This window comes from Burkholderia sp. FL-7-2-10-S1-D7 (assembly GCF_001524185.1).
Lineage (GTDB): Bacteria > Pseudomonadota > Gammaproteobacteria > Burkholderiales > Burkholderiaceae > Burkholderia > Burkholderia diffusa.
The window spans coordinates 20,010-42,078 of record NZ_LOWY01000049.1 but is presented as its reverse complement, the minus strand read 5'-3'; the positions used below and the strand labels follow the sequence as shown (position 1 = coordinate 42,078).

20 protein-coding genes are annotated in these 22,069 nt (G+C 69.0%); 10 read left to right on the top strand and 10 right to left on the bottom strand.

The window, feature by feature from the left end; translation table 11 throughout:
* Positions 1-29: 29 nt before the first annotated feature.
* From WS75_RS17130 to WS75_RS17120, 3 genes are read right to left on the bottom strand one after another with little or no spacing between them, the layout of a single operon-like run.
* Positions 30-965, bottom strand: a complete 936-nt coding sequence (locus WS75_RS17130) for an MlaD family protein (RefSeq protein WP_059681591.1) — start codon at positions 963-965, stop codon at positions 30-32.
* Positions 966-992: 27 nt separating this feature from the next.
* Positions 993-1,937: an ABC transporter ATP-binding protein gene (locus WS75_RS17125; protein WP_059681589.1), complete on the bottom strand. Its 945-nt coding sequence runs from the start codon at positions 1,935-1,937 to the stop codon at positions 993-995.
* On the bottom strand, positions 1,934-3,058 hold the full coding sequence (locus WS75_RS17120) for an MlaE family lipid ABC transporter permease subunit (RefSeq protein WP_059681587.1): 1,125 nt from the start codon (positions 3,056-3,058) through the stop codon (positions 1,934-1,936). The genes WS75_RS17125 and WS75_RS17120 overlap by 4 nt, the downstream gene beginning before the upstream one ends.
* A 319-nt stretch (positions 3,059-3,377) precedes the next feature.
* Here WS75_RS17120 and WS75_RS17115 point away from each other — a divergent pair, with 319 nt between their 5' ends.
* The 5 genes from WS75_RS17115 (at position 3,378) to WS75_RS17095 (ending at position 8,557) form a co-directional block, all read left to right on the top strand.
* Positions 3,378-5,441: a bifunctional 2',3'-cyclic-nucleotide 2'-phosphodiesterase/3'-nucleotidase gene (locus WS75_RS17115; RefSeq protein WP_059681585.1), complete on the top strand. Its 2,064-nt coding sequence runs from the start codon at positions 3,378-3,380 to the stop codon at positions 5,439-5,441.
* Between the two features lie 14 nt (positions 5,442-5,455).
* A complete protein-coding gene (locus WS75_RS17110) occupies positions 5,456-6,301 on the top strand; it encodes a tetratricopeptide repeat protein (RefSeq protein ID WP_059681583.1) in 846 nt (281 codons plus the stop codon).
* Positions 6,302-6,379: 78 nt separating this feature from the next.
* Positions 6,380-7,300, top strand: a complete 921-nt coding sequence (locus tag WS75_RS17105; RefSeq protein ID WP_059681581.1) for a biotin--[acetyl-CoA-carboxylase] ligase — start codon at positions 6,380-6,382, stop codon at positions 7,298-7,300.
* A complete protein-coding gene (locus WS75_RS17100) occupies positions 7,297-8,085 on the top strand; it encodes a type III pantothenate kinase (RefSeq protein WP_059681578.1) in 789 nt (262 codons plus the stop codon). Before WS75_RS17105 ends, WS75_RS17100 begins: the two co-directional genes overlap by 4 nt.
* Positions 8,086-8,314: 229 nt before the next feature.
* Positions 8,315-8,557 carry a hypothetical protein gene (locus WS75_RS17095; protein ID WP_059681576.1) on the top strand — a complete coding sequence of 81 codons (243 nt, stop codon included), beginning with the start codon at positions 8,315-8,317 and terminating at the stop codon, positions 8,555-8,557.
* 16 nt (positions 8,558-8,573) lie between these two features.
* Here WS75_RS17095 and rfaE2 read toward each other — a convergent pair whose 3' ends face one another.
* From rfaE2 to WS75_RS17065, 6 genes are all read right to left on the bottom strand, one after another.
* On the bottom strand, positions 8,574-9,059 hold the full coding sequence (gene rfaE2, locus WS75_RS17090; protein WP_059600025.1) for a D-glycero-beta-D-manno-heptose 1-phosphate adenylyltransferase: 486 nt from the start codon (positions 9,057-9,059) through the stop codon (positions 8,574-8,576).
* A gap of 162 nt (positions 9,060-9,221) precedes the next feature.
* A complete protein-coding gene (locus WS75_RS17085; RefSeq protein WP_059451551.1) occupies positions 9,222-10,100 on the bottom strand; it encodes a ferritin in 879 nt (292 codons plus the stop codon).
* Between the two features lie 482 nt (positions 10,101-10,582).
* On the bottom strand, positions 10,583-11,809 hold the full coding sequence (locus WS75_RS17080; protein ID WP_059681574.1) for a patatin-like phospholipase family protein: 1,227 nt from the start codon (positions 11,807-11,809) through the stop codon (positions 10,583-10,585).
* Positions 11,810-11,833: 24 nt separating this feature from the next.
* A complete protein-coding gene (locus WS75_RS17075; protein ID WP_059681572.1) occupies positions 11,834-12,586 on the bottom strand; it encodes a PhaM family polyhydroxyalkanoate granule multifunctional regulatory protein in 753 nt (250 codons plus the stop codon).
* Between the two features lie 79 nt (positions 12,587-12,665).
* Positions 12,666-13,493 (bottom strand): enoyl-CoA hydratase/isomerase family protein, encoded by an 828-nt coding sequence (locus WS75_RS17070; protein WP_059681570.1) that lies wholly within the window; start codon positions 13,491-13,493, stop codon positions 12,666-12,668.
* Positions 13,494-13,597: 104 nt separating this feature from the next.
* The gene (locus WS75_RS17065; RefSeq protein WP_059681568.1) at positions 13,598-14,590 is read right to left on the bottom strand and encodes a fumarylacetoacetate hydrolase family protein; all 993 of its coding nucleotides are present in this window, start codon (positions 14,588-14,590) and stop codon (positions 13,598-13,600) included.
* A gap of 126 nt (positions 14,591-14,716) precedes the next feature.
* On the opposite strand from WS75_RS17065, the gene WS75_RS17060 reads away from it, so the two are divergent.
* From WS75_RS17060 to metH, 5 genes are all read left to right on the top strand, one after another.
* A complete protein-coding gene (locus tag WS75_RS17060; protein ID WP_059681566.1) occupies positions 14,717-15,592 on the top strand; it encodes an IclR family transcriptional regulator in 876 nt (291 codons plus the stop codon).
* A 117-nt stretch (positions 15,593-15,709) separates the two neighbouring features.
* Positions 15,710-16,981, top strand: coding sequence for a DUF3108 domain-containing protein (locus WS75_RS17055; RefSeq protein WP_059681564.1), 1,272 nt, complete (start codon positions 15,710-15,712; stop codon positions 16,979-16,981).
* A gap of 244 nt (positions 16,982-17,225) precedes the next feature.
* A complete protein-coding gene (locus WS75_RS17050; RefSeq protein ID WP_006477667.1) occupies positions 17,226-17,483 on the top strand; it encodes a BTH_I0359 family protein in 258 nt (85 codons plus the stop codon).
* A gap of 177 nt (positions 17,484-17,660) precedes the next feature.
* Positions 17,661-18,728: a homocysteine S-methyltransferase family protein gene (locus WS75_RS17045; RefSeq protein WP_059600019.1), complete on the top strand. Its 1,068-nt coding sequence runs from the start codon at positions 17,661-17,663 to the stop codon at positions 18,726-18,728.
* A 46-nt stretch (positions 18,729-18,774) separates the two neighbouring features.
* On the top strand, positions 18,775-21,492 hold the full coding sequence (gene metH, locus WS75_RS17040) for a methionine synthase (RefSeq protein ID WP_059681563.1): 2,718 nt from the start codon (positions 18,775-18,777) through the stop codon (positions 21,490-21,492).
* A 117-nt stretch (positions 21,493-21,609) separates the two neighbouring features.
* Here metH and WS75_RS17035 read toward each other — a convergent pair whose 3' ends face one another.
* Complete coding sequence (locus tag WS75_RS17035; protein ID WP_044846191.1) at positions 21,610-21,933, bottom strand: DUF1840 domain-containing protein; 324 nt, start codon at positions 21,931-21,933, stop codon at positions 21,610-21,612.
* Between the last annotated feature and the right edge of the window lie 136 nt (positions 21,934-22,069).

The window sequence follows — 22,069 nt, the reverse complement described above, 5'->3', positions numbered from 1 at the left end:
GATCAACGTCGATGGGCTGACGATCTGCTTCATTTCCCGGCCGCGGCCCCTGCCCCCGGCCAGACGAAGCCCGCCTCGCCGGGCCCGGGCGCGGAGCCGGGCGAACCGAACAACAGACTGCTCGGATTGCGGCCGAGTTCACCGGCGACGTCCTTCAATTGCCGCGACGCATCGCCGACGCTGCCGGCCAGCGCGTTGAAGCGCGGCAGCGTGTCGTACTGGACCCGCGCGTTCAGGTCGTTGAGCGCGACGCCGACCTGCTCGGCAGCCGAGCCGGCCTTGTTCAGGTTCGACACGAGCGGCCCGTTCGGCTGCAGCAGCGTGTTCGCCGACGCCATCGCGCGATCGACCTGGTGCATCGTTTCCGGCAGCGCGGCCACCGCCGGCGCGAGCTGCTTCGACAGCGTCGTCGCGCCATCGGCCGCGTGCTGCAGGCTTTCGGCCGTCGCGCGCAACTGCTCGCGCATCTCGGGCGACATCAGCGCGTTCGCGCTTTTCGCGGCCAGTTCGAGCTGCCGCAGCAGCACGTCGCCGCGCTCCTGGATCTGGTCGAACAGGCTCGGCCGCATCGGGATCTGCGCGATCGCCTTCGGCGACGACGGCAGCGGCGCCAGGTCGCGGCCCGTATCCTCGAGCTGCACGAACGCGATGCCTGTCACGCCCTGGAAGCCGAGGCTGCCGTAGGTCGACTGCGTGATCGGCGCATCGTGGTCGACGAGGATCCGGATCCGGATCTGGCCCGGATGCGCGCGGTCGAAGCCGATCGACTGCACCTTGCCGACGTCGAGGCCGCGAAAGCGCACGGCCGCATCGGGGAACAGGCCCGTCACGTTGGTGCGCGCGAGCAGGTCGTACGGCACGCGCACGGTGCGGTCGACGTTGAACCAGAACACGGTGCCCGCGATCGCCAGCGTCAGCGCGATCGTGAACAGGCCGGCCCAGAACGCATGTGATTTGTTTTCCATTCGCGGGTTCCTTGCTTCTTGCCTTTCCTACAATTCGACGCTCGACAGCGCCGGCTCGAGGGCCGCCTTCGGCAGCTTCGCGCGCCGCTCGGGCGGCAGCGCCTGCAGTGCGCGGCGCCCGCGCAGCCCCAGGAAATATTCGTGGATGAACGGATGATCGACGTTCGCGGCCTCCTCGACCGGCGCCGCGACCAGCACCTTGCGATCGGCCAGCACCGCGACGCGCGTCGACAGCGCGACCATCGTGTCGAGATCGTGCGTCACCATCACGACGGTCAGCCCGAGCGTGCGGTGCAGCGTCGCGATCAGCTCGACGAATTCGTCGGACGCCTGCGGGTCGAGGCCAGCGGTCGGCTCGTCGAGGAACAGCAGCTCGGGCTCGAGCGCGATCGCGCGCGCGATGCCGACCCGCTTCACCATCCCGCCCGACAGCGCGGCCGGCATCTTCGACGCGTGCTTGCACGGCAGCCCGACCATCTCGAGCTTCAGCATCACGATGTCGTGCAGCAGGTCCGACGGCACGCGACCGAGCTCGCGCAGCGGCTGCGCGACGTTGTCGAACACCGTCATCGACGAGAACAGCGCGCCCTGCTGGAACAGCATCCCCGAACGCGTGCGCATCAGCCGCGCGGTCGCGTCGTCGATCTTCGACGTGTCTTCGCCGAACACCTTGATCGTGCCCGACGTCGGCCGCTCGAGGCCGAGGATCTGCCGCACGAGCGTCGTCTTGCCCGAGCCCGAGCCGCCGACGATCGCGACGATCTCGCCACGCCGCACGTCGAAATCGAGCTTCTGGTGAATGATGTTGCGCCCGTAGCGCTTCGTCAGGTTGCGCACCTCGATCACGAGGTCGCCGCCATGCGCGGCCGCCGCCGGCGGCATGCCGACCGTGACCGCGCCGACTGCCGCGGCATGTGCGCTGGCGGCATCGGCCGGCACGGCACCGGCCGACGATTCATTCGACGCGTTCATCCGAGCCCCACGTTCTGGAACAGGATCGCGAACACCGCGTCGGCGAGGATCACGACCGTGATCGACGACACGACCGACGTCGTCGTGCCTTCGCCGAGGCTCTGCGAGTTCGCCTTGATCCGGAAACCGAAATGACATGCGACCAGCGCGATCAGCATGCCGAACACGACGCCCTTGCCGAGGCCGATGTACAGGTTCGCGATCGGCACGACGCCCGGCAGCGAGCGCACGAAATAGTTGACGTCGATCCCGAGCACGAACTTCGCGGCAAGCGCGCCGCCCGTCAGCGCGACGATGTTGGTCCACATCACGAGCAGCGGCATCGCGACGCCGAGCGCGAGCACGCGCGGCAGGATCAGCCGCAGCCCGTGCGGAATGCCCATCACGCGCATCGCGTCGAGCTCCTCGGTCACGCGCATCACGCCGATCTGCGCGGTGATCGCCGAGCCCGAGCGGCCCGCGACGAGGATCGCCGACAGCACGGGCCCGAGTTCGCGAATCACCGACAGCCCGAGGATGTTCACGATGTAGCGGTTCGCGCCGAACATCTGCAGCTGCTGCGCGGACAGATAGCTGAGCACGATGCCGATCAGGAATGCGACCAGCGCGGTGATCGGCAGCGCCTGCGCGCCGGCGCTGTAGATGTTCGCCGAGGTTTCCTTCCACGGCATCGTCTGCGGACGGCGCAGCACCGACAGCGCGTCGAGGATCACGCGGCCGAACATCGCGATGCCGCCCTGCAGGTGTTCGCCGAACGCGAAGATCGCCTGGCCGAGGCGCGTGACGGGATCGAAGCGCACGACGCGCTCGGGCGCCTCGCGTTGGCTGTCGAGACGTTCGATCCGCTCGAAGATCATGCGCTGCGTGTCGGTCAGCTCGACGCCCGCCGGCAGCTTGCGGCCCCATACGCGCCACAGCGCCTGGCCGCCGACGTGGTCGAGCCGCTCGATGCCGGACAGATCCCATTCGTTCACGCGTCCGGACGCGATGCCCGCGACGCGGCGCGCAACCTCGCCGCGATTGCGTGCGAGCGCGAGCGCGGTCCACTGGCCGGTCAGGCGCACCGTCTGGCCCTGGCCGCCGGCGTCGACCGACAGGCCGGGAGGTGTGTCGAAGTCCAAGGGCGGGTTGTTTGCAAAAGGATGACAGCGGCCATTGTAGCGAACCGTCCGGCGCCGCGACGTGAGGATTTCCTTCGGGGCGCGCAGCCAGGCGCGTCCGGCGGAGACGCCGGGCGAGAGGCGCCTCGTTGAGGATGCCCGCCCCGCCACGGCGCGGGGTTCGCCGCCAAAACAGCGTGCCGGTCACGCAACCTTTCATTCTTCCGTCACGTTTCCTTTCGATACTCTCACGCGCCGCACGTCAGGCCGTCGGCGCCCGCGCCGCCATTTCGCTGCGCTCCTCGCGATTCATAAAACAGAACACCGAACAGGACAATCGATGCGTCTCCCCCCGCTTTCCCGCCGCCGCGTGACCGCCGCCGCCGCGCTCGCCAGCCTCGCCTTCGCCCTCGCCGGTTGCGGCGGCGACGACGTCACCGCTCCGCCGTCGTCGCAGACGCAGGCGCCCGCCGGCACGACGGCCACGCTCGCGCTGCTCGAAACGACCGACCTGCACACCAACGTGCTGTCGTACGACTACTTCAAGCTCGCCGCCGACAAGTCGCTCGGCTTCGAGCGCGTGTCGACGCTGATCGCGCAGGCGCGCGCGCAGTACCCGAACACGCTGCTGCTCGACAACGGCGACACGATCCAGGGCACCGCGCTGTCGGACTACCAGGCGCTCGTGAAGCCGATCGGCTGCGACCAGACGCTCGCGATCTACAAGGTGATGAACGCCGCGAAGTTCGACGGCGGCGGGATCGGCAACCACGAGTTCAACTACGGGCTGCCGTACCTGTCGCAGGTGACCGGCAACACGTTCGACGTCGACGGGCTGCCGGCGCCGGCCCAGCAGAAGAAGTGCGCGGGTCCGAACTTCCCGCAGGTGCTCGCGAACGTGATCAGCGCGAAGACCAACGCGCCGCTGTTCACGCCGTACACAATCCTCACCCGCACAGTGACGGCGACGACGCCGGACGGCAAGACGGTCAGCGCGCCGGTGAAGATCGGCATCATCGGCTTCACGCCGCCCGCGATCATGAACTGGGACAAGCGCTGGCTCGACGGCAAGGTCTACACGACCGGCCTGAAGGAAGCGGCCGAGAAGTACATCCCGGAGATGCGCGCGAAGGGCGCCGATCTCGTCGTCGCGATCTCGCACGGCGGCCTCGACAACGCCGCGTATTCGCCGACCATGGAGAACGGCAGCTGGTGGCTGTCGAAGGTGCCCGGCATCGACGCGATGCTGATCGGCCACTCGCACCAGGTGTTCCCGGACGCGAACAGCACCGTGGCGCAGTTCAACCTGCCGGGCGTCGACAAGGCGAAGGGCACCGTCAACGGCGTGCCGACCGTGATGGCCAACTACTGGGGCAAGCATCTCGGCGTGATCAAGCTCGGCCTGACGTTCGACGGCAAGACGTGGAGCGTCGACAAGTCGCAGACGACGGTCGAGGCGCGGCCGATCCAGAACGCGGACAAGAGCTACGTCGCCGCCGATCCGGCGGTGTCCGCCGCGATCGCCGCCGAACACCAGGCAACGATCGACTACGTGAAGACGCCGATCGGCTCGACCGACTACCGGATGAACTCGTACTTCGCGGACGTCGGCGATCCGGGCGCGATCCAGATCGTCAACGAGGCGCAGGCCGATTACGTGAAGACCTACGTGCAGGCGAACCTGCCGCAATACGCGTCGCTGCCGGTGCTGTCGGTCAGCGCGCCGTTCAAGAGCGGCTTCGGCGGCGGCAGCGACTACACCGACGTCGCGCCCGGCGCACTCGCGATCAACAACGCGGCCGACCTGTACCTGTATCCGAACACCGTGTATGCGGTGAAGGTGAGCGGCAGCGACGTGAAGAACTGGCTCGAGACGGCCGCGAAGCGCTTCAACACGATCGATCCGACCAAGGCGACCGTGCAGCCGCTCGTCAGCAGCTTCCCCGGCTACAACTTCGACATGTTCACGTCCGCGGATCTCGCTTACGAGATCGACGTCACGCAGCCGGTCGGCAGCCGGATCAGGAACCTGACGTACAAGGGCGCGCCGATCGACCCGAACGCGCAGTTCATCGTCGCGACCAACAACTACCGCGCGAGCGGTGGCGGCAACTTCCCGGGCCTCGACGGCAGCAAGACGATCTTCGCATCGCCCGACGCGAACCGCGACGTGCTGATCGCGTTCATCAAGAAGCGCGGCGCGATCACGCGCGCGGCGGACGGCGCGCAGCGCAGCTGGCGCTTCACGAAGCTGGCGAGCTCGGTCGCGCACGTGCAGTTCACGTCCGCGCCGAACCGGCTCGGCGACGCGGCGGCAGCCGGCCTGACCGGCCTCACGCAGGTCGCGGCCGACGACGGCTCGGGCAAGAACCTCGCCCTCTACGAGATCGACCTCACGCAATGACCACGAGACCCGCGATGCAACCGATCCGGACGATGCGGCCTGCCGAGGCCGGCTTCACCACCGCCGCGCGGCGCCTGCTGCGCGCGAAACTCCCGCCGGCCGCGTTGCTCGCGGCGGCGGCCGTCACCGTTGCGGCCGTGGTCGCCGCGACCGGCTGGCGCGCCGCCGGCCCCGCGCCGAGCGCCGCGCAGCTCGACGAATGGCAGGCGATGGTCGCGCAGGCCGTCGAGCCGCACGCGCTCGCGCAGTTGCGCACCCTCGCGCGGCGCGGTTCGGGCGACGCGCAGGCGGCGCTCGGCATCGCGCTCGTCGATGCGCGCGAGCCGGGGCTGCGCGACGAGGGACGCGGCTGGCTCGAAACCGCCGCGCAGTCGGACACGAAAGCCGACACGCGGGCCGCGCGACGTGCGCAGCTGGCACTCGGCAAGGCGCTGCTGCTCGGCAGCGGCGACATCCCGAAGGACTACGCACGCGCCCGCACGCTGCTCGGCGAAGCGGCCGGCCAGGGCGATCCGGCCGCCGCGTATTACCTCGGGCTGATCTATCGCAGCGGCTATGGCGTCGCAGCCGATCCGGTGCAGGCCGCGCACTGGTTCGAGATCGCGTCGCGCGCGGACATCCCGGCTGCGGATTTCATGCTCGCGAACGCGTACCGCGAAGGCAGCGGCGTGCCGCGCGACGAAGCGCGCGCGCTCGCGCTGTATCGCCGTGCGGCGGAGCACGAGCTGCCGGAAGCCGTGCAGACGCTCGCGATGGCGTATCGCAACGGCGAGCTGGGGCTGCGACCCGACGCGGACGAGTTCCACGCGCAGTGGATCGAGACCGCGCATGCGTTGAAGCATCCGGTCGTCGCGCCGTAACGGTGCGGCGGCGGCGCGACGGGCACGACCTGGCGCGCCGCCCGTCACGCACCGCCCCCTGTCGCTACAATAGGCGCCATGAACGCCCCCACCTCCTCCGACACGCCCGATTCCGGCGACGCGCACATCGCGCGCAACCGGCTCGAAGCGCACCTGGACGCCGCGCCGCGCGCGTGGCCGCTCGACATCGTCGCCGCCACCGGCTCGACCAACGCCGACGTCGCGACGCGCCTCAAGGCGCTGCCGCGCAGCGCGAACGCGCTGCCCGCGCCGCTCGTGCGCGTCGCGTTCGAGCAGACGGCGGGCCGCGGCCGGCAAGGCCGTCCCTGGTTCGCGCAGCCCGGCAACGCATTGCTGTGCTCGGTCGGCTGCATCGTGCCGCGCCCCGTCGATGCGCTCGGCGGCCTCAGCATCGCGATCGGCGTCGCGCTCGCGGAAGGGCTCGCCATGCTGCCGCTCGACGCCCACGCGCGCGTCGCGCTCAAATGGCCGAACGACCTGCTGCTGACGACCACCGACGACGGCACGTCGCGCATCGTCGGCAAGCTTGCCGGGATCCTGATCGAAACCGTCTGGACCACCGCCGACGCGACCGCCGTCGTGATCGGCTTCGGCATCAACGTGCGCGGCGCGGAGGCCGTCGCCGCGCAGGTCGATGCGCTGCGTGCGCGCGAAGCGGCGCTCGCGAGCGGGCTGCCGCCGGCCGCGTTGTCGGCCGCATGCGCATCGGCGAACCTCACCGATACGCTCGCCGCCGCGCTGAACGCGCTCACGCCCGCACTCGCGCAGTTCGGCACCGACGGGCTCGCGCCGTTCCTGCCACGCTGGCACGCACTGCACGCGTACGCCGGACGCGAAGTCGTGCTGCTCGAACAGGGCGTCGAACGCGTGCGCGGCATCGCGACGGGCATCGACGCGATCGGCCAGCTGCTGCTCGACACGCCCGACGGCGTCAAGGCGATCGCGGCTGGCGACGTATCGCTGCGCGAAGCGCAATGAACGCACCGCATCTGCTGATCGACGCCGGCAACAGCCGGATCAAGTGGGCGCTCGCCGACGCGCAGCGCACGCTCGTCGAGACCGGCGCATTCGGCCATACGCGCGACGGCGGTGCCGATCCCGACTGGTCGGCCCTGCCGCGTCCGCATGGCGCATGGATCTCGAACGTCGCGGGCGCCGACGTGGCCGCGCGGCTCGACGCACTGCTCGACGCCCGTTGGCCGGGCCTGGCGCGCACGACGATCCGCTCGCGGCCCGCGCAATGCGGCGTGACGAACGGCTATACGACGCCCGAGCAGCTTGGCAGCGATCGCTGGGCCGGCCTGATCGGTGCACGGGCGGCGTTTCCGGGCGAGCATCTGCTGATCGCGACGTTCGGCACGGCGACGACGCTCGAAGCGCTGCGCGCGGACGGCCGTTTCACCGGCGGGCTGATCGCGCCGGGCTGGGCCCTGATGATGCGCGCGCTCGGCACGCACACCGCGCAGCTGCCGACGCTGACCACCGACATCGCGAGCGGGCTGCTCGCGGGCGCGCAGGCCGAGCCGTTCCAGGTCGATACGCCGCGCTCGCTGTCGGCGGGCTGCCTGTACGCGCAGGCGGGGCTGATCGAGCGCGCATGGCGCGATCTCGCCGATGCGTGGCAGGCACCCGTGCGGCTCGTGCTGGCAGGCGGCGCGGCGGACGATGTCGCGCGCGCGCTGACGCTGCCGCATACGCGGCACGACGCGCTGATCCTGTCGGGGCTTGCGTTGATCGCCGCGGAAGCCGCGGCGCAGAATTGACGGAAACCGGTCGGCATCGCGCCGGCCGCGTTGATGCAGGCCCGGCTGCGGGCCTCGTCACGGTGAGGATGGAAAGCGGGCGCCGGTGCGTGCGCCCATGCAGAATGCCGGCCGCGCATGCCTGCGGCCCGGCCGACGCGTAAGATCGCCGGCGGCAACCGCCGCGCGTGCCGTGCGGCCGGCCCGACCGAACGGTTGAACGACTGAACAACGACGAGGAGTGTCGACGATGCTGCGCTGGCTGATCGCTGTTCTCATTCTCGCGAACCTGCTTGCGTTCGTCGCCGTGCGCGGCGTGTTCGGGCCGCTGCCGGCGGCAGGCCCGCGCGAACCGGAAGTGCTGTCCCGGCAGGTTCGGCCCGATGCGTTGCATGCGATGCCGCTCGCGCAGGCGAGCGATCAGCCCGTGATCGGCGGTCCGATCGGCTCGCCGGCCGTGACGGCCGAGCCGATCGCGGCTTCCGCGCCCTGACGGCGCGGCACCTGCATCAGGACTGCTGCGCGCGCACCTTCTTCAGCAGCGCGGTGGTCGAGCGGTCGTGCTCGAACGGAATCGCGAGCGCACGCCCGCCCCAGCTGCGCACGATGGCCGATTCCGGCAGCGCGTCCATGTCGTAGTCGCCGCCCTTCACGAGAATGTCCGGACGGACGGCCTCGATCAGCGACACCGGCGTCTTTTCCTCGAATTTCACGACCCAGTCGACGCTTTCCAGCGCCGCGAGCAACGCCATCCGGTCTTCCTCGCGGTTGATCGGCCGGTCGTCACCCTTGCCGAGCATGCGCACCGACGCATCGCTGTTCACGCCGACGATCAGGCATGCGCCGAGCGCCTTCGCATCGGCGAGATACGTGACGTGGCCACGGTGCAGGATGTCGAACACGCCGTTCGTGAACACGACGGGCGAAGGCAGCGAAGCGCGCAGGGCAACCAGGGCGTCGCGGGTGATCAGCTTGCGTTCGAAGGTAGCGGACATGATGAATTTCGGATGGCGAGAGCGGCGCGCGGTGCACGTCGCGACGGAACACGGCGGCGCCAGATAAAAAGCCCGCCGGATGGCCGGGCGGGCTTCATGCGGGACTACACTGCGGCGATCGCGACCGGCGGCGCTTCCCGCCGGCTGCAATGCCGCGCAGCCTCAAGCCGGTTGCGCGGCCGACGACGGGCCACTTTCGGACTGCAGGCGGCCGGTGACTTCCTTGCGGTAGCGGTTCAGCTCCTGGGCGGTCGCGAACGTGCGCTCGAACAGGATCGACAGGTTGTGCAGGATCCGTTCGACGACCTTCTTTTCCCACTCGCCGTCGAAGCGGATCTGCTCGTCGAGCCAGCGCTCGAGCCATTCCGGATCGGGCAGGCGCGACTGCACGGTGTCGCGCGGGAACAGCGCCTGGTTCACGTGCAGGTTGGTCGGGTGCAGCGGCTTCTCGGTGCGGCGCGCCGACGCCATCAGCACGCCGATCTTCGCGAACGCCGCGCGCGCGACGTCGCCGCAATTGTTCAGCGCCTTCTTCATGTAGCGCAGGTAGGCGCCGCCATGGCGCGCTTCATCGCGCGAAATCGTTTCGTAGATGTGCTTGATGACCGGCTCGGTGTGCCAGTCGGCCGCGCAGCGATACCAGTGGTTCAGGCGGATCTCGCCGCAGAAATGCAGCATCAGCGTCTCGAGCGGCGGCGCCGGATCGAACTCGAAGCGCACCGCGTGCAGTTCCTCTTCGGTCGGCACCATTTCCGGCCGGAAGCGGCGCAGGTATTCCATCAGCACGAGCGAATGCTTCTGCTCCTCGAAGAACCACACGCTCATGAACGCGGAAAAGTCGCTGTCGTGCTGGTTGTCGCGCAGGAACATTTCCGTCGCGGGCAGCGCCGACCATTCGGTGATCGCGTTCATCTTGATCGTCTTCGCCTGCTCGTCGGTGAGCAGCGAAGCGTCGAACTTGTCCCACGGAATGTCCTTCTCCATGTCCCAACGGACAGCTTCGAGCGACCTGTAAAGTTCCGGATAAAGCATGGTGTTCATGATGGTCCCACCCCTGTTCTGCGCAATGCGACTTCTCTAAACGTGACTGTTGCCGCGTCGGCGCGCGAGCGCGCCTTTCGCAGCCAAGACTGTAATTTTACGCGTGTATCCAGCCCCCGGACGCAGTTTCCGCCTCCGGCAGCCGGGCGGCCGCGTCGCCGCCTTGCAGCACGCCGCGCCCCGCTCCGCTCGAACGGAACCGGCCGCGCGTGCCTGATGTGGGGGCCGGCGCAGGCCGGCTCGGTGGCGAGCCCGCCCGGCGCCACGCGGTTCCCGGACGGGTCCCGTGCGACCGCCGGACCGGCGGGCTGCTCGATATGGTGTATACGGCGGCGGCCATGATAGCACGCGCACATGACGGTTCCGAGACGCGGAACCGGTCGCGCGCCGCCACCTGCGGTGCGGCGATCAGTCGCGGGCGGCCGTCGCGAAAACGCAACCGATATGTAAGTTTCATCCGTTTCGGCCCCGCTCCGCTCGCATCAGACCCGTATTTCTCCGATCGCGCGGCCGCTCTCCGGCGGCATGCCGGATGCCGGCGCGCTGCCGCCATCGGCCCCCGCGATCCAGTTCGCCAGCGTGTCGCGCTGCGCGCGCCCGTCGCGATAGCCGAGCTCGATCAGCTCGCGCGTGAAGGCTTCCTCGAACAGCAGGTAGCTCGCGAACGAAGCGCCGGCCGGCTGGCTGCCGCCGATCGCGCCGAGCAGCCCGCGCATCGTCGCCGGCATCTGCTTCAGGTGTTTCGCGGCGATCAGCTCGATGCGCTCGGACGGCGCGATCGCGAGCACGTCGACGTGCCGCCAGCCGCTGTCCACTTCGACCTGGTGCGGCAGGTGCTCGATCATCCGGTTGATGTGCTCGATCCGCTCGATGTCCGAGCCGATCGAGTCGAGAAACACGCTCGCGAGCACCTGCTGGCCGATCTGCGCGAGCGTCGGGTAGCCGCGCACCCGCCCCGAGCCGTTCGCGGCCGGAATCTCCGGCCGCGGGTCAGCCGCGCCGACGACGACGATCCGGTTCGCGCCGAAGTGGATCGCCGGCGACAGCGGCGCGACCTGCCGGATCGAGCCGTCGCCGAAATATTCGATCTGGCCGTCGAGCACGAGCGGCACGGCCGGAAACACGAACGGAATGGCCGACGACGCGAGCAGGTGCGATGCCGACAGATCGACGAGCCGCGCGGTGCGCTGCGCGCGCCGCCATGCCTGGATCGGCTCGGCGGCCTGGTAGAACGTCAGGTGCCGGCCGCTCGAATAGCTGAGCGCCGTCACCGAGAGCGCGTGCAGCAGCCTGCTCTCGAGCATCTGCTCGATCCGGTGAAAGCTCAGCTCGCGCTGCAGCAGGTGCGCGAGCGGCGCGTTGTCGAGCAGCCCGCGCGGCGAGCGGCGCGCCGCCCAGCCGAAGGACATCGTCGCGAGCCAGCGTGCGCCCGCCGCCGCGATGCCGAGCCAGTCGGTGCGATACACGTAGTCCGCGCGCAGCGGCTCCCAGAATTCGAGCAGACGCCGCACGCCGTGCGAAAAGTCGTCCGCGTGGCTCGCGATCGACGTCGCATTGATCGCGCCGGCCGACGAGCCGCAGACAACCGTGAACGGCACCGTGTGCCGGTTCGGATCGGCCTCGCGCGCGATCTCGGCCAGCGCCTTCAGCACGCCGACCTGGTAGGCGGCACGTGCGCCGCCCCCCATCAGCACGAGCGCGAGCCGCATGATCGACCTGCTATCCGGTTCGCGTCACGTCGAGCGCTTCGGCGGACGCGTTTCGGGCGACGAGGCGGCCGCCGCGCGCGCCGCGGCCGATCCTGCCGGCTTCGCACGCTTCGCGGCCGGCTTGCGCGGCGCGGCGGCCGCGGCCGGTGCGGGCTGTTCCGCCCGCGCCGTCGATGCGCTCTGCCCGGACGGCGCGGCGCCCGGCTCCGCGGGCTGCGTGCCCGGCTGCGTCATCGCAAGGCTCGCGAGCTGGTTGAACTGCGCCTGCAGCAGGTTCCACCAGCCGGCCGGATCGAACGCCTGCTGCGCGGCGTCGCCTGCCGGCGGTGCGTCAGCCGCGGCAGCGGCATCCGGCGCTTGCGGCGCATCGGCGCGCGGCGCGGACGCCGCCTGCGCGGCCGCGACCGCCGCTTCCTCGGCCGCCGACATCGAGCTTTGCGCGAACGCGCCGAACGCACGCAGCGTCGCGAGCGTCGCGCGCTGCACCTCGAGCGCCTGGATCGCGGACTGCAGCATGCCGAGATTGAGCTTGAGCCACTGCTCGACCGCGCGCAGATCGGTGATTCGCTTGTCGAGCTCCTCGACGCTCGTGAGCGGCGCCATCATGTCGGACATGCTCGACAGCGACGGCGGCAGCCCCGACGCGGCGCCGGGAAACGACGCCAGCCCGCCGAACGGCGACATCCGCATCATGTCCCACATCCGGTCGAGCATGTCGGCAGGCTTGAAACCGGCAAAGCCGGCGAAAGGATTGGAGCCGGGGGCATCGGTCGTCATACGGGCATCCTGGTTGACTGGGTGGGCGATGCGGTCGGCACGAGTCGTGCGGCCGCCCTGGGTCCGATCATAACGCGCGTCAGAACGGTGCGTCGCCGGGGAAGTCGGGCGGGCGCCGCTCGCGCAGCGAGCGGATGCCCTCCTGTACGTCGGGCCCCGAGAAGCCCATGAATTCGAGCGCGAGCGACGTATCGAAGGTCGGCCCGGCGCTGCGCAGCCAGTTGTTCAGCGCGTACTTGGTCCAGCGGATCGCCGACTGGGATCCGTGCGCGAGCCGCTCCGCGACCTCGTACGCCTTCGGCAGCAGGTCCGCCGGCTCGACCGCGAGCGACACGAGGCCGATCCGCTCGGCCTCCTCGCCGCTCACCGGTTCGCACAGCAGCAGGTAATACTTCGCCTTCGCCATCCCGCACAACAGCGGCCACACGATCGCCGCGTGATCGCCGGCCGCGACGCCGAGCCGCGTATGGCCGTCGATGATGCGCGCATCCTTCGCGGCGATCGAGATGTCGGAGAGCAGCCCGGCGACGAGCCCCGCGCCGACGGCCGGGCCGTGCATCGCGGACACGATCGGCTTGCTGCAGTTGATCACGTTGTAGACGAGGTCACGCGCCTCCCGCCACACGCGGGCGCGCACGTCGAAGTCGTTCGCCATCGCCTCGACGAGCGCGAGATCGCCGCCCGCCGAAAAACCCTTGCCCTCGCCACGGATCACCGCGACGCGCGTGTCGGGATCGCGGTCGACGTCGCGCCAGATGTCGGCGAGCTCGCGATGCATGCGCGCGTTCGCGGTCGCGAGGCCGCTGCGGTTGGCGCCCTCGCCGCTCATCACGATGTCGAGCACGCCATGATCGCGGCGCGTCACCTTCAGTGCTTCATAACCGCCGTATGCGGCGAGATCGGCCATTTGCTGCTCCTTGCGAGGCGCCTGAATCGAGTGTAGCCAAGCCCGCGCGGGCAAACATCAGGCGAAACCCGGCGCGCGGGCCGTGGCCGGGTTTCGCGCAGACGTCAGGCCGCGCCGTCGGGCGGGGCGACCGCCTGCTCGATCGCACCGAAGATCGACTTGCCGGCCGCGTCGAACATTTCGATGCGCACGGTGTCGCCGTAGCGCATGAATTCGGTCTGCGGCGCGCCGTGCTCGATCGTCTCGAGGCAGCGCTTCTCGGCGATGCAGCAGTAGCCGCGCTTCGCGTCCTTGTTCGACACCGTGCCCGAGCCGACGATCGAGCCGGCACGCAGGTTGCGCGTCTTCGCCGCATGCGCGATCAGCTGGCCGAAGTGGAACACCATGTCGGTGCCCGCGTCGGGCTGGCCGACCTTCCTGCCGTTCCAGTGGACGATCATCGGCCGGTGCACGCGGCCTTCGCGCCATTCGTCGCCGAGTTCGTCGGGCGTCACCGCGACCGGTGCGAATGCGGTGGCCGGCTTGCTCTGGAAGAAACCGAAGCCCTTCGCGAGTTCGGCCGGAATCAGGTTGCGCAGCGACACGTCGTTCACGAGCGTGACCAGCCGCACGGCCTTCAGCGCGTCGTCGGGCGATGCGCTCATCGGCACGTCGCCGGTGATCACCGCGACCTCGGCCTCGAAGTCGATGCCCCACGCCTCGGACGGGCACACGATGTCGTCGCGCGCGCCGAGGAAATCGTCGCTGCCGCCCTGGTACATCAGCGGATCGGTCCAGAACTCCGGCGGCATCTCGGCGCCGCGCGCGCGGCGCACGAGCTCGACGTGGTTCACGTACGCGGAGCCGTCGGCCCACTGGAACGCGCGCGGCAGCGGCGCCATGCAGTTCGCCGGGTCGAACGCGAACGCGTTGCGCGCGCGGCCGTGGTTCAGCGCGTCGTACAGGTCGCGCAGCTGCGGTGCGTAGAACGCCCAGTCGTCGAGGACGCGCTGCAGCGTCGGTGCGATCGCATCGGCGATCGCCGCGGTGTGCAGGTCGCGCGACACGACGATCAGCTGGCCGTCGCGCGTGCCGTCCTTCAGCGATGCAAGTTTCATGGGGTATCTGCCGTTGTAGTGACGATGGAGGGAATCTATTTTACGATGGTGAATCCGCGCGGCGCGCCACGATCGTGCACGCCGTTTTCGTTCCGACTCTTGCCGCCTTGCCGCGCCCCGTTGCCCATGCCCGCCAGCCCGCTTCCCGACGACGATCTCGCCGATTCCGACACCGACGACACCGGCTCCGGCGAGCATGGCGAAGGCGGCGAGAAGATCCGCTCCGGCATCCAGTCGATCGAGGTCGGCTTCCGCCTGCTCGACGTGCTGACGAGCGAGCCGCGCGCGATGATGCTGCGCGATCTCGCGCAGCGCGCGGGCATGAGCCCGGCGAAGGCGCACCGCTATCTGGTCAGCTTCTCGCGGCTCGGCGTCGTGTCGCAGGATCCCGTGTCGGGCCGCTACGAACTCGGCGGCTTCGCGCTGCAGATGGGGCTCGCGCGGCTCGCGCGCGTCGACGGCGTGAAGCTCGCGCGGATCGCGCTGACCGAGTTGCGCGACCGCGTCGACCAGACGGTCGGCATCGCGGTGTGGGGCAACCAGGGGCCGACGATCGTGCACTGGATGGAATCGAGCCATCCCGCGAAGGCGTCGCTGAAGCTCGGCGACGTGATGCCGCTGCTCGGCTCCGCGACGGGCCTGCTGTTCGCCGCGTACCTGCCGCGCAGCAAGACCGCGGCGATGCTCGAACGCGAGCTCGCCGATACGCGCCGCTCGCCGCATCACGGCGGCCCGCGCACGCTCGACGAGGTCGAGGCGGTGCTCGCCGACGTGCGCGCGCATCAGGCAGCACGCGTCGAAGGGATGCTGCTGCCGACGATCCATGCGTTCTGCATGCCGGTGTTCGATGCGGTCGGCGAACTCGCGCTCGCGATCGTCGCGCTCGGCCAGGAAGGCATGTTCGACATCGCGTGGGGCGGCGAGATGGACACCGCGCTGCGCGCATGCGCGCAGAAACTGTCTTACGAACTCGGCTATAGTCCGGACGCGCGCGACGCCTGACACGCGGGGCGTGTGACAACCGCGCGAGGTACCGCGAACGCGCGGCGCACCCGGCGGTCCGATGGCTGTGACGCGCGCTGCGCGCCGCGACCGCCCCAACCCTGTTCCGTTTCGCCGATGCCGCCTGCCGACACCCGTCCTCGTCACGCCCTGCCCCGCCACTGGCTGCGCGTGGGCGTCGCGCTCGTCGTCGTACTGGTGCTGCACGCGCTCGCGGCGTTGTGGCTGGCGCGCAGCCGCGACGCGTTCACGCCGCCCGCGCCCGCCGAGATACCGGTGCAGATCGAGCTGCTGAAGCCGCGGCCGATCGAGCGCCAGCCCGCGCCGAAGCCGGCCGAACACCCGGCCGAGCCAGCGCCGGCGAAGCCGCCCCCCGCCGCACCGAAGCCTGCGCCGAAACCTGCACCGTCGCCCGAGCCGGTCCTCACGTCGACGCAGACGGCCAAGCAAGGCGAGCCGCCGCCGGCCGCTGCCTCAGCCGCCTCAGCCGCGAGCGGCGCGGCAGGCGCATCCGGCACGCACGCGGCATCGGCCGGCGATGCCGGCAGTGCCGCGACGCCGGGCCCCGCGACGCACGGCGTGAAGTTCGCGGCGCCGCCGCCCGGCGACCTGCAGTACGACACGTTCTACAACGGGATGCAGAACATGATCGGCACGATCCACTGGCGCACCGACGGCCACACCTACGACCTGTCGGTGTCCATGCCCGTGCCGTTCGTCGGCCCGTTCACCTACCGCAGCGAAGGCCGCATCGACGCATTCGGCGTCGCGCCCGACCGCTATGTCGAGAAACGCGGCAAGCGGCCCGAGGACATCGCGATCTTCAACCGCGAAATCCGCCAGGTGGTCTTCACGCGCACGCCGAACAACGCGCCGCTGCCCGACGGCGTGCAGGATCGCTTCAGCATGCTGATGCAGCTGTCGGGGCTCGTGCGCGGCAATCCGTCCGCCTACCAGCCGGGCGTCACGCAGCAGTTCTTCGTGATCGACAACAACAGCGGCGAGACGTGGCCGATCACGGTGATCGGCGACGAGGACGTGCAGACGCAGGCCGGCATCGTCCGCGCACGCCACTTCATGCGGCTGCCGCGCCGCGACGGCGACACGCGCCGCATCGACATGTGGCTCGCGCCGTCGCTCGACTGGCTGCCCGCGCGGCTCGTACAAACGGAGCCGAACGGCTCGCAGATCGAGCTGCTGTGGCACGGCCGGCTCGCCGCGCCCGGTGCGCCCGCCGATGGCGCGACGCGAGACGCAACGAACGCGCCCGCGAGCGTGCCGGCCTCCGCCGCACCGGCCACGGAGCCGGCACAGCCCGCACCGCCGCCCGCGGAGCAGGCGCCCGCGCCAGCGGCTGCGCCGCCGGCAGCATCGCAGCCCGCGCCGTGACGATCGACCAATCGGCAATTTCGACCGATTAATGCTCTCGCCAAAATGGCCGATGACACTCTTTAACAACTATTTCGGTATTCCGGATCACAATAAGAACGTTTGATAGATATCGGCTTCTAACCCGATACACCCCACGCAAACGGGAGAACGGGGTGTGCAGCGCAAGCCCCTTGAAACCGGCAAGGCCTGCCCCACCTACGGGACAACAAGGCCAGATGCCACTGCGAAGAGGAGTGCCGCCATGCAAATGATCTACAACAGCCCCAACTACTGCGTCGTCGAATTTGCGCCGCAGGCCGGCCACCATCTGATGAATGCCGGCGGATACGAAATCGTCGACAAGAACGCGCAGCGCGAGATCTTCATCGACGGCGAGCTCGCCGAGCGATTCCGCGCACACGTGAAGCAACTGATCGAGGATGAACCGTCGCTCGACGAAGTGGACGAATTCCTCGGACAGTTCGACAGTCTGATGATGATGCCCGTCGTCCTGCACTGACGACCCGAGGCCCGGCGCATCGCCGGGCCATTCGCCGCGTTCGGGCGGCGCCGCGAGCACTCCGATCCAAGCCCCCGTCCGGTTCGCCGGGCGGGGGTTTTCGTTTGGCGCGGGCCGGGCGGCGCCCTGGCGCACCGGCTACAATGACGGTTTTCCCGTCTTCGCCGCTCTTCCGCCATGTCCGCGACCCCTCTCGCCGCTTCCGCCCCGCTCGACGCGCCCTACACGCGCGGCGCCGACCTGCCCGCGCTGCTGAAATCGCGCATCCTGATCCTCGACGGCGCAATGGGCACGATGATCCAGCGCTACAAGCTCGACGAAGCCGCGTATCGCGGCGAGCGCTTCAAGGATTTCCCGCGCGACATCAAGGGCAACAACGAACTGCTGTCGCTCACGCAGCCGCAGATCATCAGCGAGATCCACGACCAGTATTTCGCGGCCGGCGCGGACATCGTCGAAACCAACACGTTCGGGGCGACGACGGTCGCGCAGGCCGACTACGGGATGGAAGACCTCGTCGTCGAGATGAATGTCGAATCGGCGCGGCTCGCGCGCGAATCCGCCGCCCGCTATGCCACGCCCGACAAGCCGCGCTTCGTCGCCGGCGCGATCGGGCCGACGCCGAAGACGGCGAGCATCTCGCCGGACGTCAACGACCCGGGCGCGCGCAACGTCACGTTCGACGAGCTGCGCGACGCGTATTACCAGCAGGCGAAGGCGCTGCTCGACGGCGGCGTCGACCTGTTCCTCGTCGAGACGATCTTCGACACGCTGAACGCAAAGGCCGCGCTCTTCGCGCTCGACGAACTGTTCGAGAACACCGGCGAGCGCCTGCCGATCATGATCTCGGGCACCGTGACCGACGCGTCGGGCCGCATCCTGTCGGGCCAGACGGTCGAGGCATTCTGGAATTCGCTGCGTCACGCGAAGCCGCTCACGTTCGGCCTGAACTGCGCGCTCGGCGCGGCGCTGATGCGCCCGTACATCGCCGAGCTCGCGAAGCTGTGCGACACCTACGTGTCCTGCTACCCGAACGCGGGCCTGCCGAACCCGATGAGCGACACCGGCTTCGACGAAACGCCGGACGTGACGTCGGGCCTCCTGAAGGAATTCGCGCAGGCCGGGCTCGTGAACCTCGCGGGCGGCTGCTGCGGCACGACGCCCGAGCACATCGCCGAAATCGCGAAGGCGCTCGCCGACGTGAAACCGCGCCGCTGGCCGAGCCAGTACAGCGACGCCGCCTGACCGACCGCCCCAACGCCCGCCCTACATCACACGAATTCGCACCGCCATGACCGATCACATGATGCGCCTTGCCGGCCTCGAGCCGTTCAACGTCACGTCCGGAACGCTCTTCATCAACGTCGGTGAACGCACCAACGTCACCGGCTCGAAGGCATTCGCGCGGATGATCCTCAACGGCCAGTTCGACGAGGCGCTCGCCGTCGCGCGCCAGCAGGTCGAGAACGGCGCGCAGGTGATCGACATCAACATGGACGAGGCGATGCTCGATTCGAAGGCGGCGATGGTGCGCTTCCTGAACCTGATCGCATCCGAGCCGGACATCGCGCGCGTGCCGATCATGATCGACTCGTCGAAGTGGGAAGTCATCGAAGCGGGTCTCAAGTGCGTGCAGGGCAAGGCGATCGTGAACTCGATCTCGCTGAAGGAAGGCGAGGAAGCGTTCCGTCACCACGCGAACCTGATCCGCCGCTACGGCGCGGCCGCGGTCGTGATGGCGTTCGACGAGAAGGGCCAGGCCGATACGTTCGAACGCAAGACCGAGATCTGCAAGCGCTCGTACGACTTCCTCGTGAACGAAGTCGGCTTCCCGCCGGAAGACATCATCTTCGACCCGAACATCTTCGCGGTCGCGACCGGCATCGAGGAGCACAACAACTACGCGGTCGACTTCATCGAGGCGACCCGCTGGATCAAGCAGAACCTGCCGTACGCGAAGGTGAGCGGCGGCGTGTCGAACGTGTCGTTCTCGTTCCGCGGCAACGACCCGGTGCGCGAGGCGATCCACACCGTGTTCCTGTACCACGCGATCCAGGCGGGCATGGACATGGGCATCGTGAACGCGGGCCAGCTCGGCGTATACGCCGATCTCGACCCGGAGCTGCGCGAGCGCGTCGAGGACGTGATCCTGAACCGCCGCGACGATTCCACCGACCGCCTGCTCGAGATCGCCGACAAGTTCAAGACCGGCGCCGCGAAGAAGGAAGAGAACCTCGAGTGGCGCAACCAGCCGGTCGAGAAGCGCCTCGCGCACGCGCTCGTGCACGGCATCACGAACTTCATCGTCGAAGATACCGAAGAAGCGCGCGCGGCCATCGCCGCGGCCGGCGGCCGCCCGATCAACGTGATCGAAGGCCCGCTGATGGACGGGATGAACATCGTCGGCGACCTGTTCGGCCAGGGCAAGATGTTCCTGCCGCAGGTCGTGAAGTCGGCGCGCGTGATGAAGCAGGCCGTCGCGCACCTGATCCCGTTCATCGAGGAAGAAAAGCGCCTGCTCGCCGAAGCGGGCGGCGACGTGCGCGCGAAGGGCAAGATCGTCATCGCGACCGTGAAGGGCGATGTGCACGACATCGGCAAGAACATCGTGTCGGTCGTGCTCCAGTGCAACAACTTCGAAGTGGTCAACATGGGCGTGATGGTCCCGTGCAACGAGATCCTCGCGAAGGCGAAGGTCGAGGGCGCGGACATCATCGGGCTGTCGGGCCTCATCACGCCGAGCCTCGAGGAAATGGCGTACGTCGCGTCCGAAATGCAGCGCGACGACTACTTCCGCGTGAAAAAGATTCCGCTCCTGATCGGCGGCGCAACGACCTCGCGCGTGCACACGGCCGTGAAGATCGCGCCGCACTACGAAGGCCCGGTCGTCTACGTGCCGGACGCCTCGCGCTCGGTGTCGGTCGCGTCGAATCTGCTGTCGGACGAAGGCGCGGCGAAGTACCTCGACGAGCTGAAATCCGATTACGAACGGATCCGCGACCAGCACGCGAACCGCAAGGCGCAGCCGATGGTCACGCTCGCCGAGGCGCGCGCGAACAAGACGAAGATCGACTGGGCAGGCTACCAGCCCGTGAAGCCGAAATTCATCGGCCGGCGCGTGTTCAAGAACTACGACCTGAACGAGCTCGCGAACTACATCGACTGGGGCCCGTTCTTCCAGACCTGGGATCTCGCGGGCCCGTACCCGGCGATCCTGAACGACGAGATCGTCGGCGAATCGGCGCGGCGCGTGTTCTCCGACGCGAAGTCGATGCTCGCGCGCCTGATCCAGGGCCGCTGGCTGACCGCGAACGGCGTGATCTCGCTGCTGCCCGCGAACACGGTCAACGACGACGACATCGAGATCTACACCGACGACTCGCGCTCGGAAGTGCTGATGACGTGGCGCAACCTGCGCCAGCAGAGCGTGCGTCCGGTGGTCGACGGCGTGATGCGCCCGAACCGCTCGCTCGCCGACTTCATCGCGCCGAAGGAATCGGGTGTCGCCGACTACATCGGGATGTTCGCGGTGACGGCCGGGCTCGGCGTGGACGTGAAGGAAAAGCAGTTCGAAGCCGACCACGACGACTACAGCGCGATCATGCTGAAGGCGCTCGCGGACCGCTTCGCGGAAGCGTTCGCCGAAGCGATGCACGCGCGCGTGCGCCGCGAGCTGTGGGGCTACGCGAGCGGCGAGACGCTCGACAACGATGCGCTGATCGCCGAAAAGTACGCGGGCATCCGCCCGGCGCCCGGCTACCCGGCCTGCCCCGACCACCTCGTGAAGCGCGACATGTTCGACGCGCTGCAGGCGAACGAGATCGGCATGAGCGTGACCGATTCGCTGGCGATGCTGCCGGCGGCCAGCGTGTCGGGTTTCTACCTTGCGCACCCCGACAGCACGTATTTCTCGGTCGGGAAAATCGGTCAGGATCAGCTCGAGGACTACGCGCGACGCATGGCGCTGTCGCTCGACGATGCGCGCCGCGCGCTCGCGCCGCAGCTCTGATCGATGCGCGACCGGGGCGGCCTCGTCGCCCTTTCGTCAGACAAATAAAAAGCCCGCATCGCGCGGGCTTTTTCTTGCCGGACCCATCTTGCGGCCGGCGTCGCCGGACAACGAAGCTCAGAAGCCCCAGTGCACGTCGGCCTGGCCGGCCTTCGCTTCGCGCAGCATCGTGAGGAACGGTGCCACGCGCTGCGCCAGACTCGGCGGCACTTCGTGGTGCGCGTGGTCGTCTTCGTCCTCGTGGAAATGGCCGGCATGCTCGGCGCGCTCCTGCTTCGCCTGCGCGACCGCGCCTTCCAGCTTCGCAATCGCGTGGTCCAGTTCGTCGTGCGTAATGACACCGCGTTCGCCCAGCTGCTTGCCGACGAGGCCCAGCACGTACACGGCGAAATCCTTCAGCACGTCGAGATCCTGTGCCGCCTTGCTCTTGAACGTAATCATGACAATTCCCTTTTCATCTTGTTGTGCCTGCACGGCGCAGTTGGGGGGACGCCGGCAGACCGGCGTCCGGCCTCGCGGACGCGGGGCGCCTGAGCGGCATATTAGCACCTGTTAAAATTCTGCGATCCCTGAAACG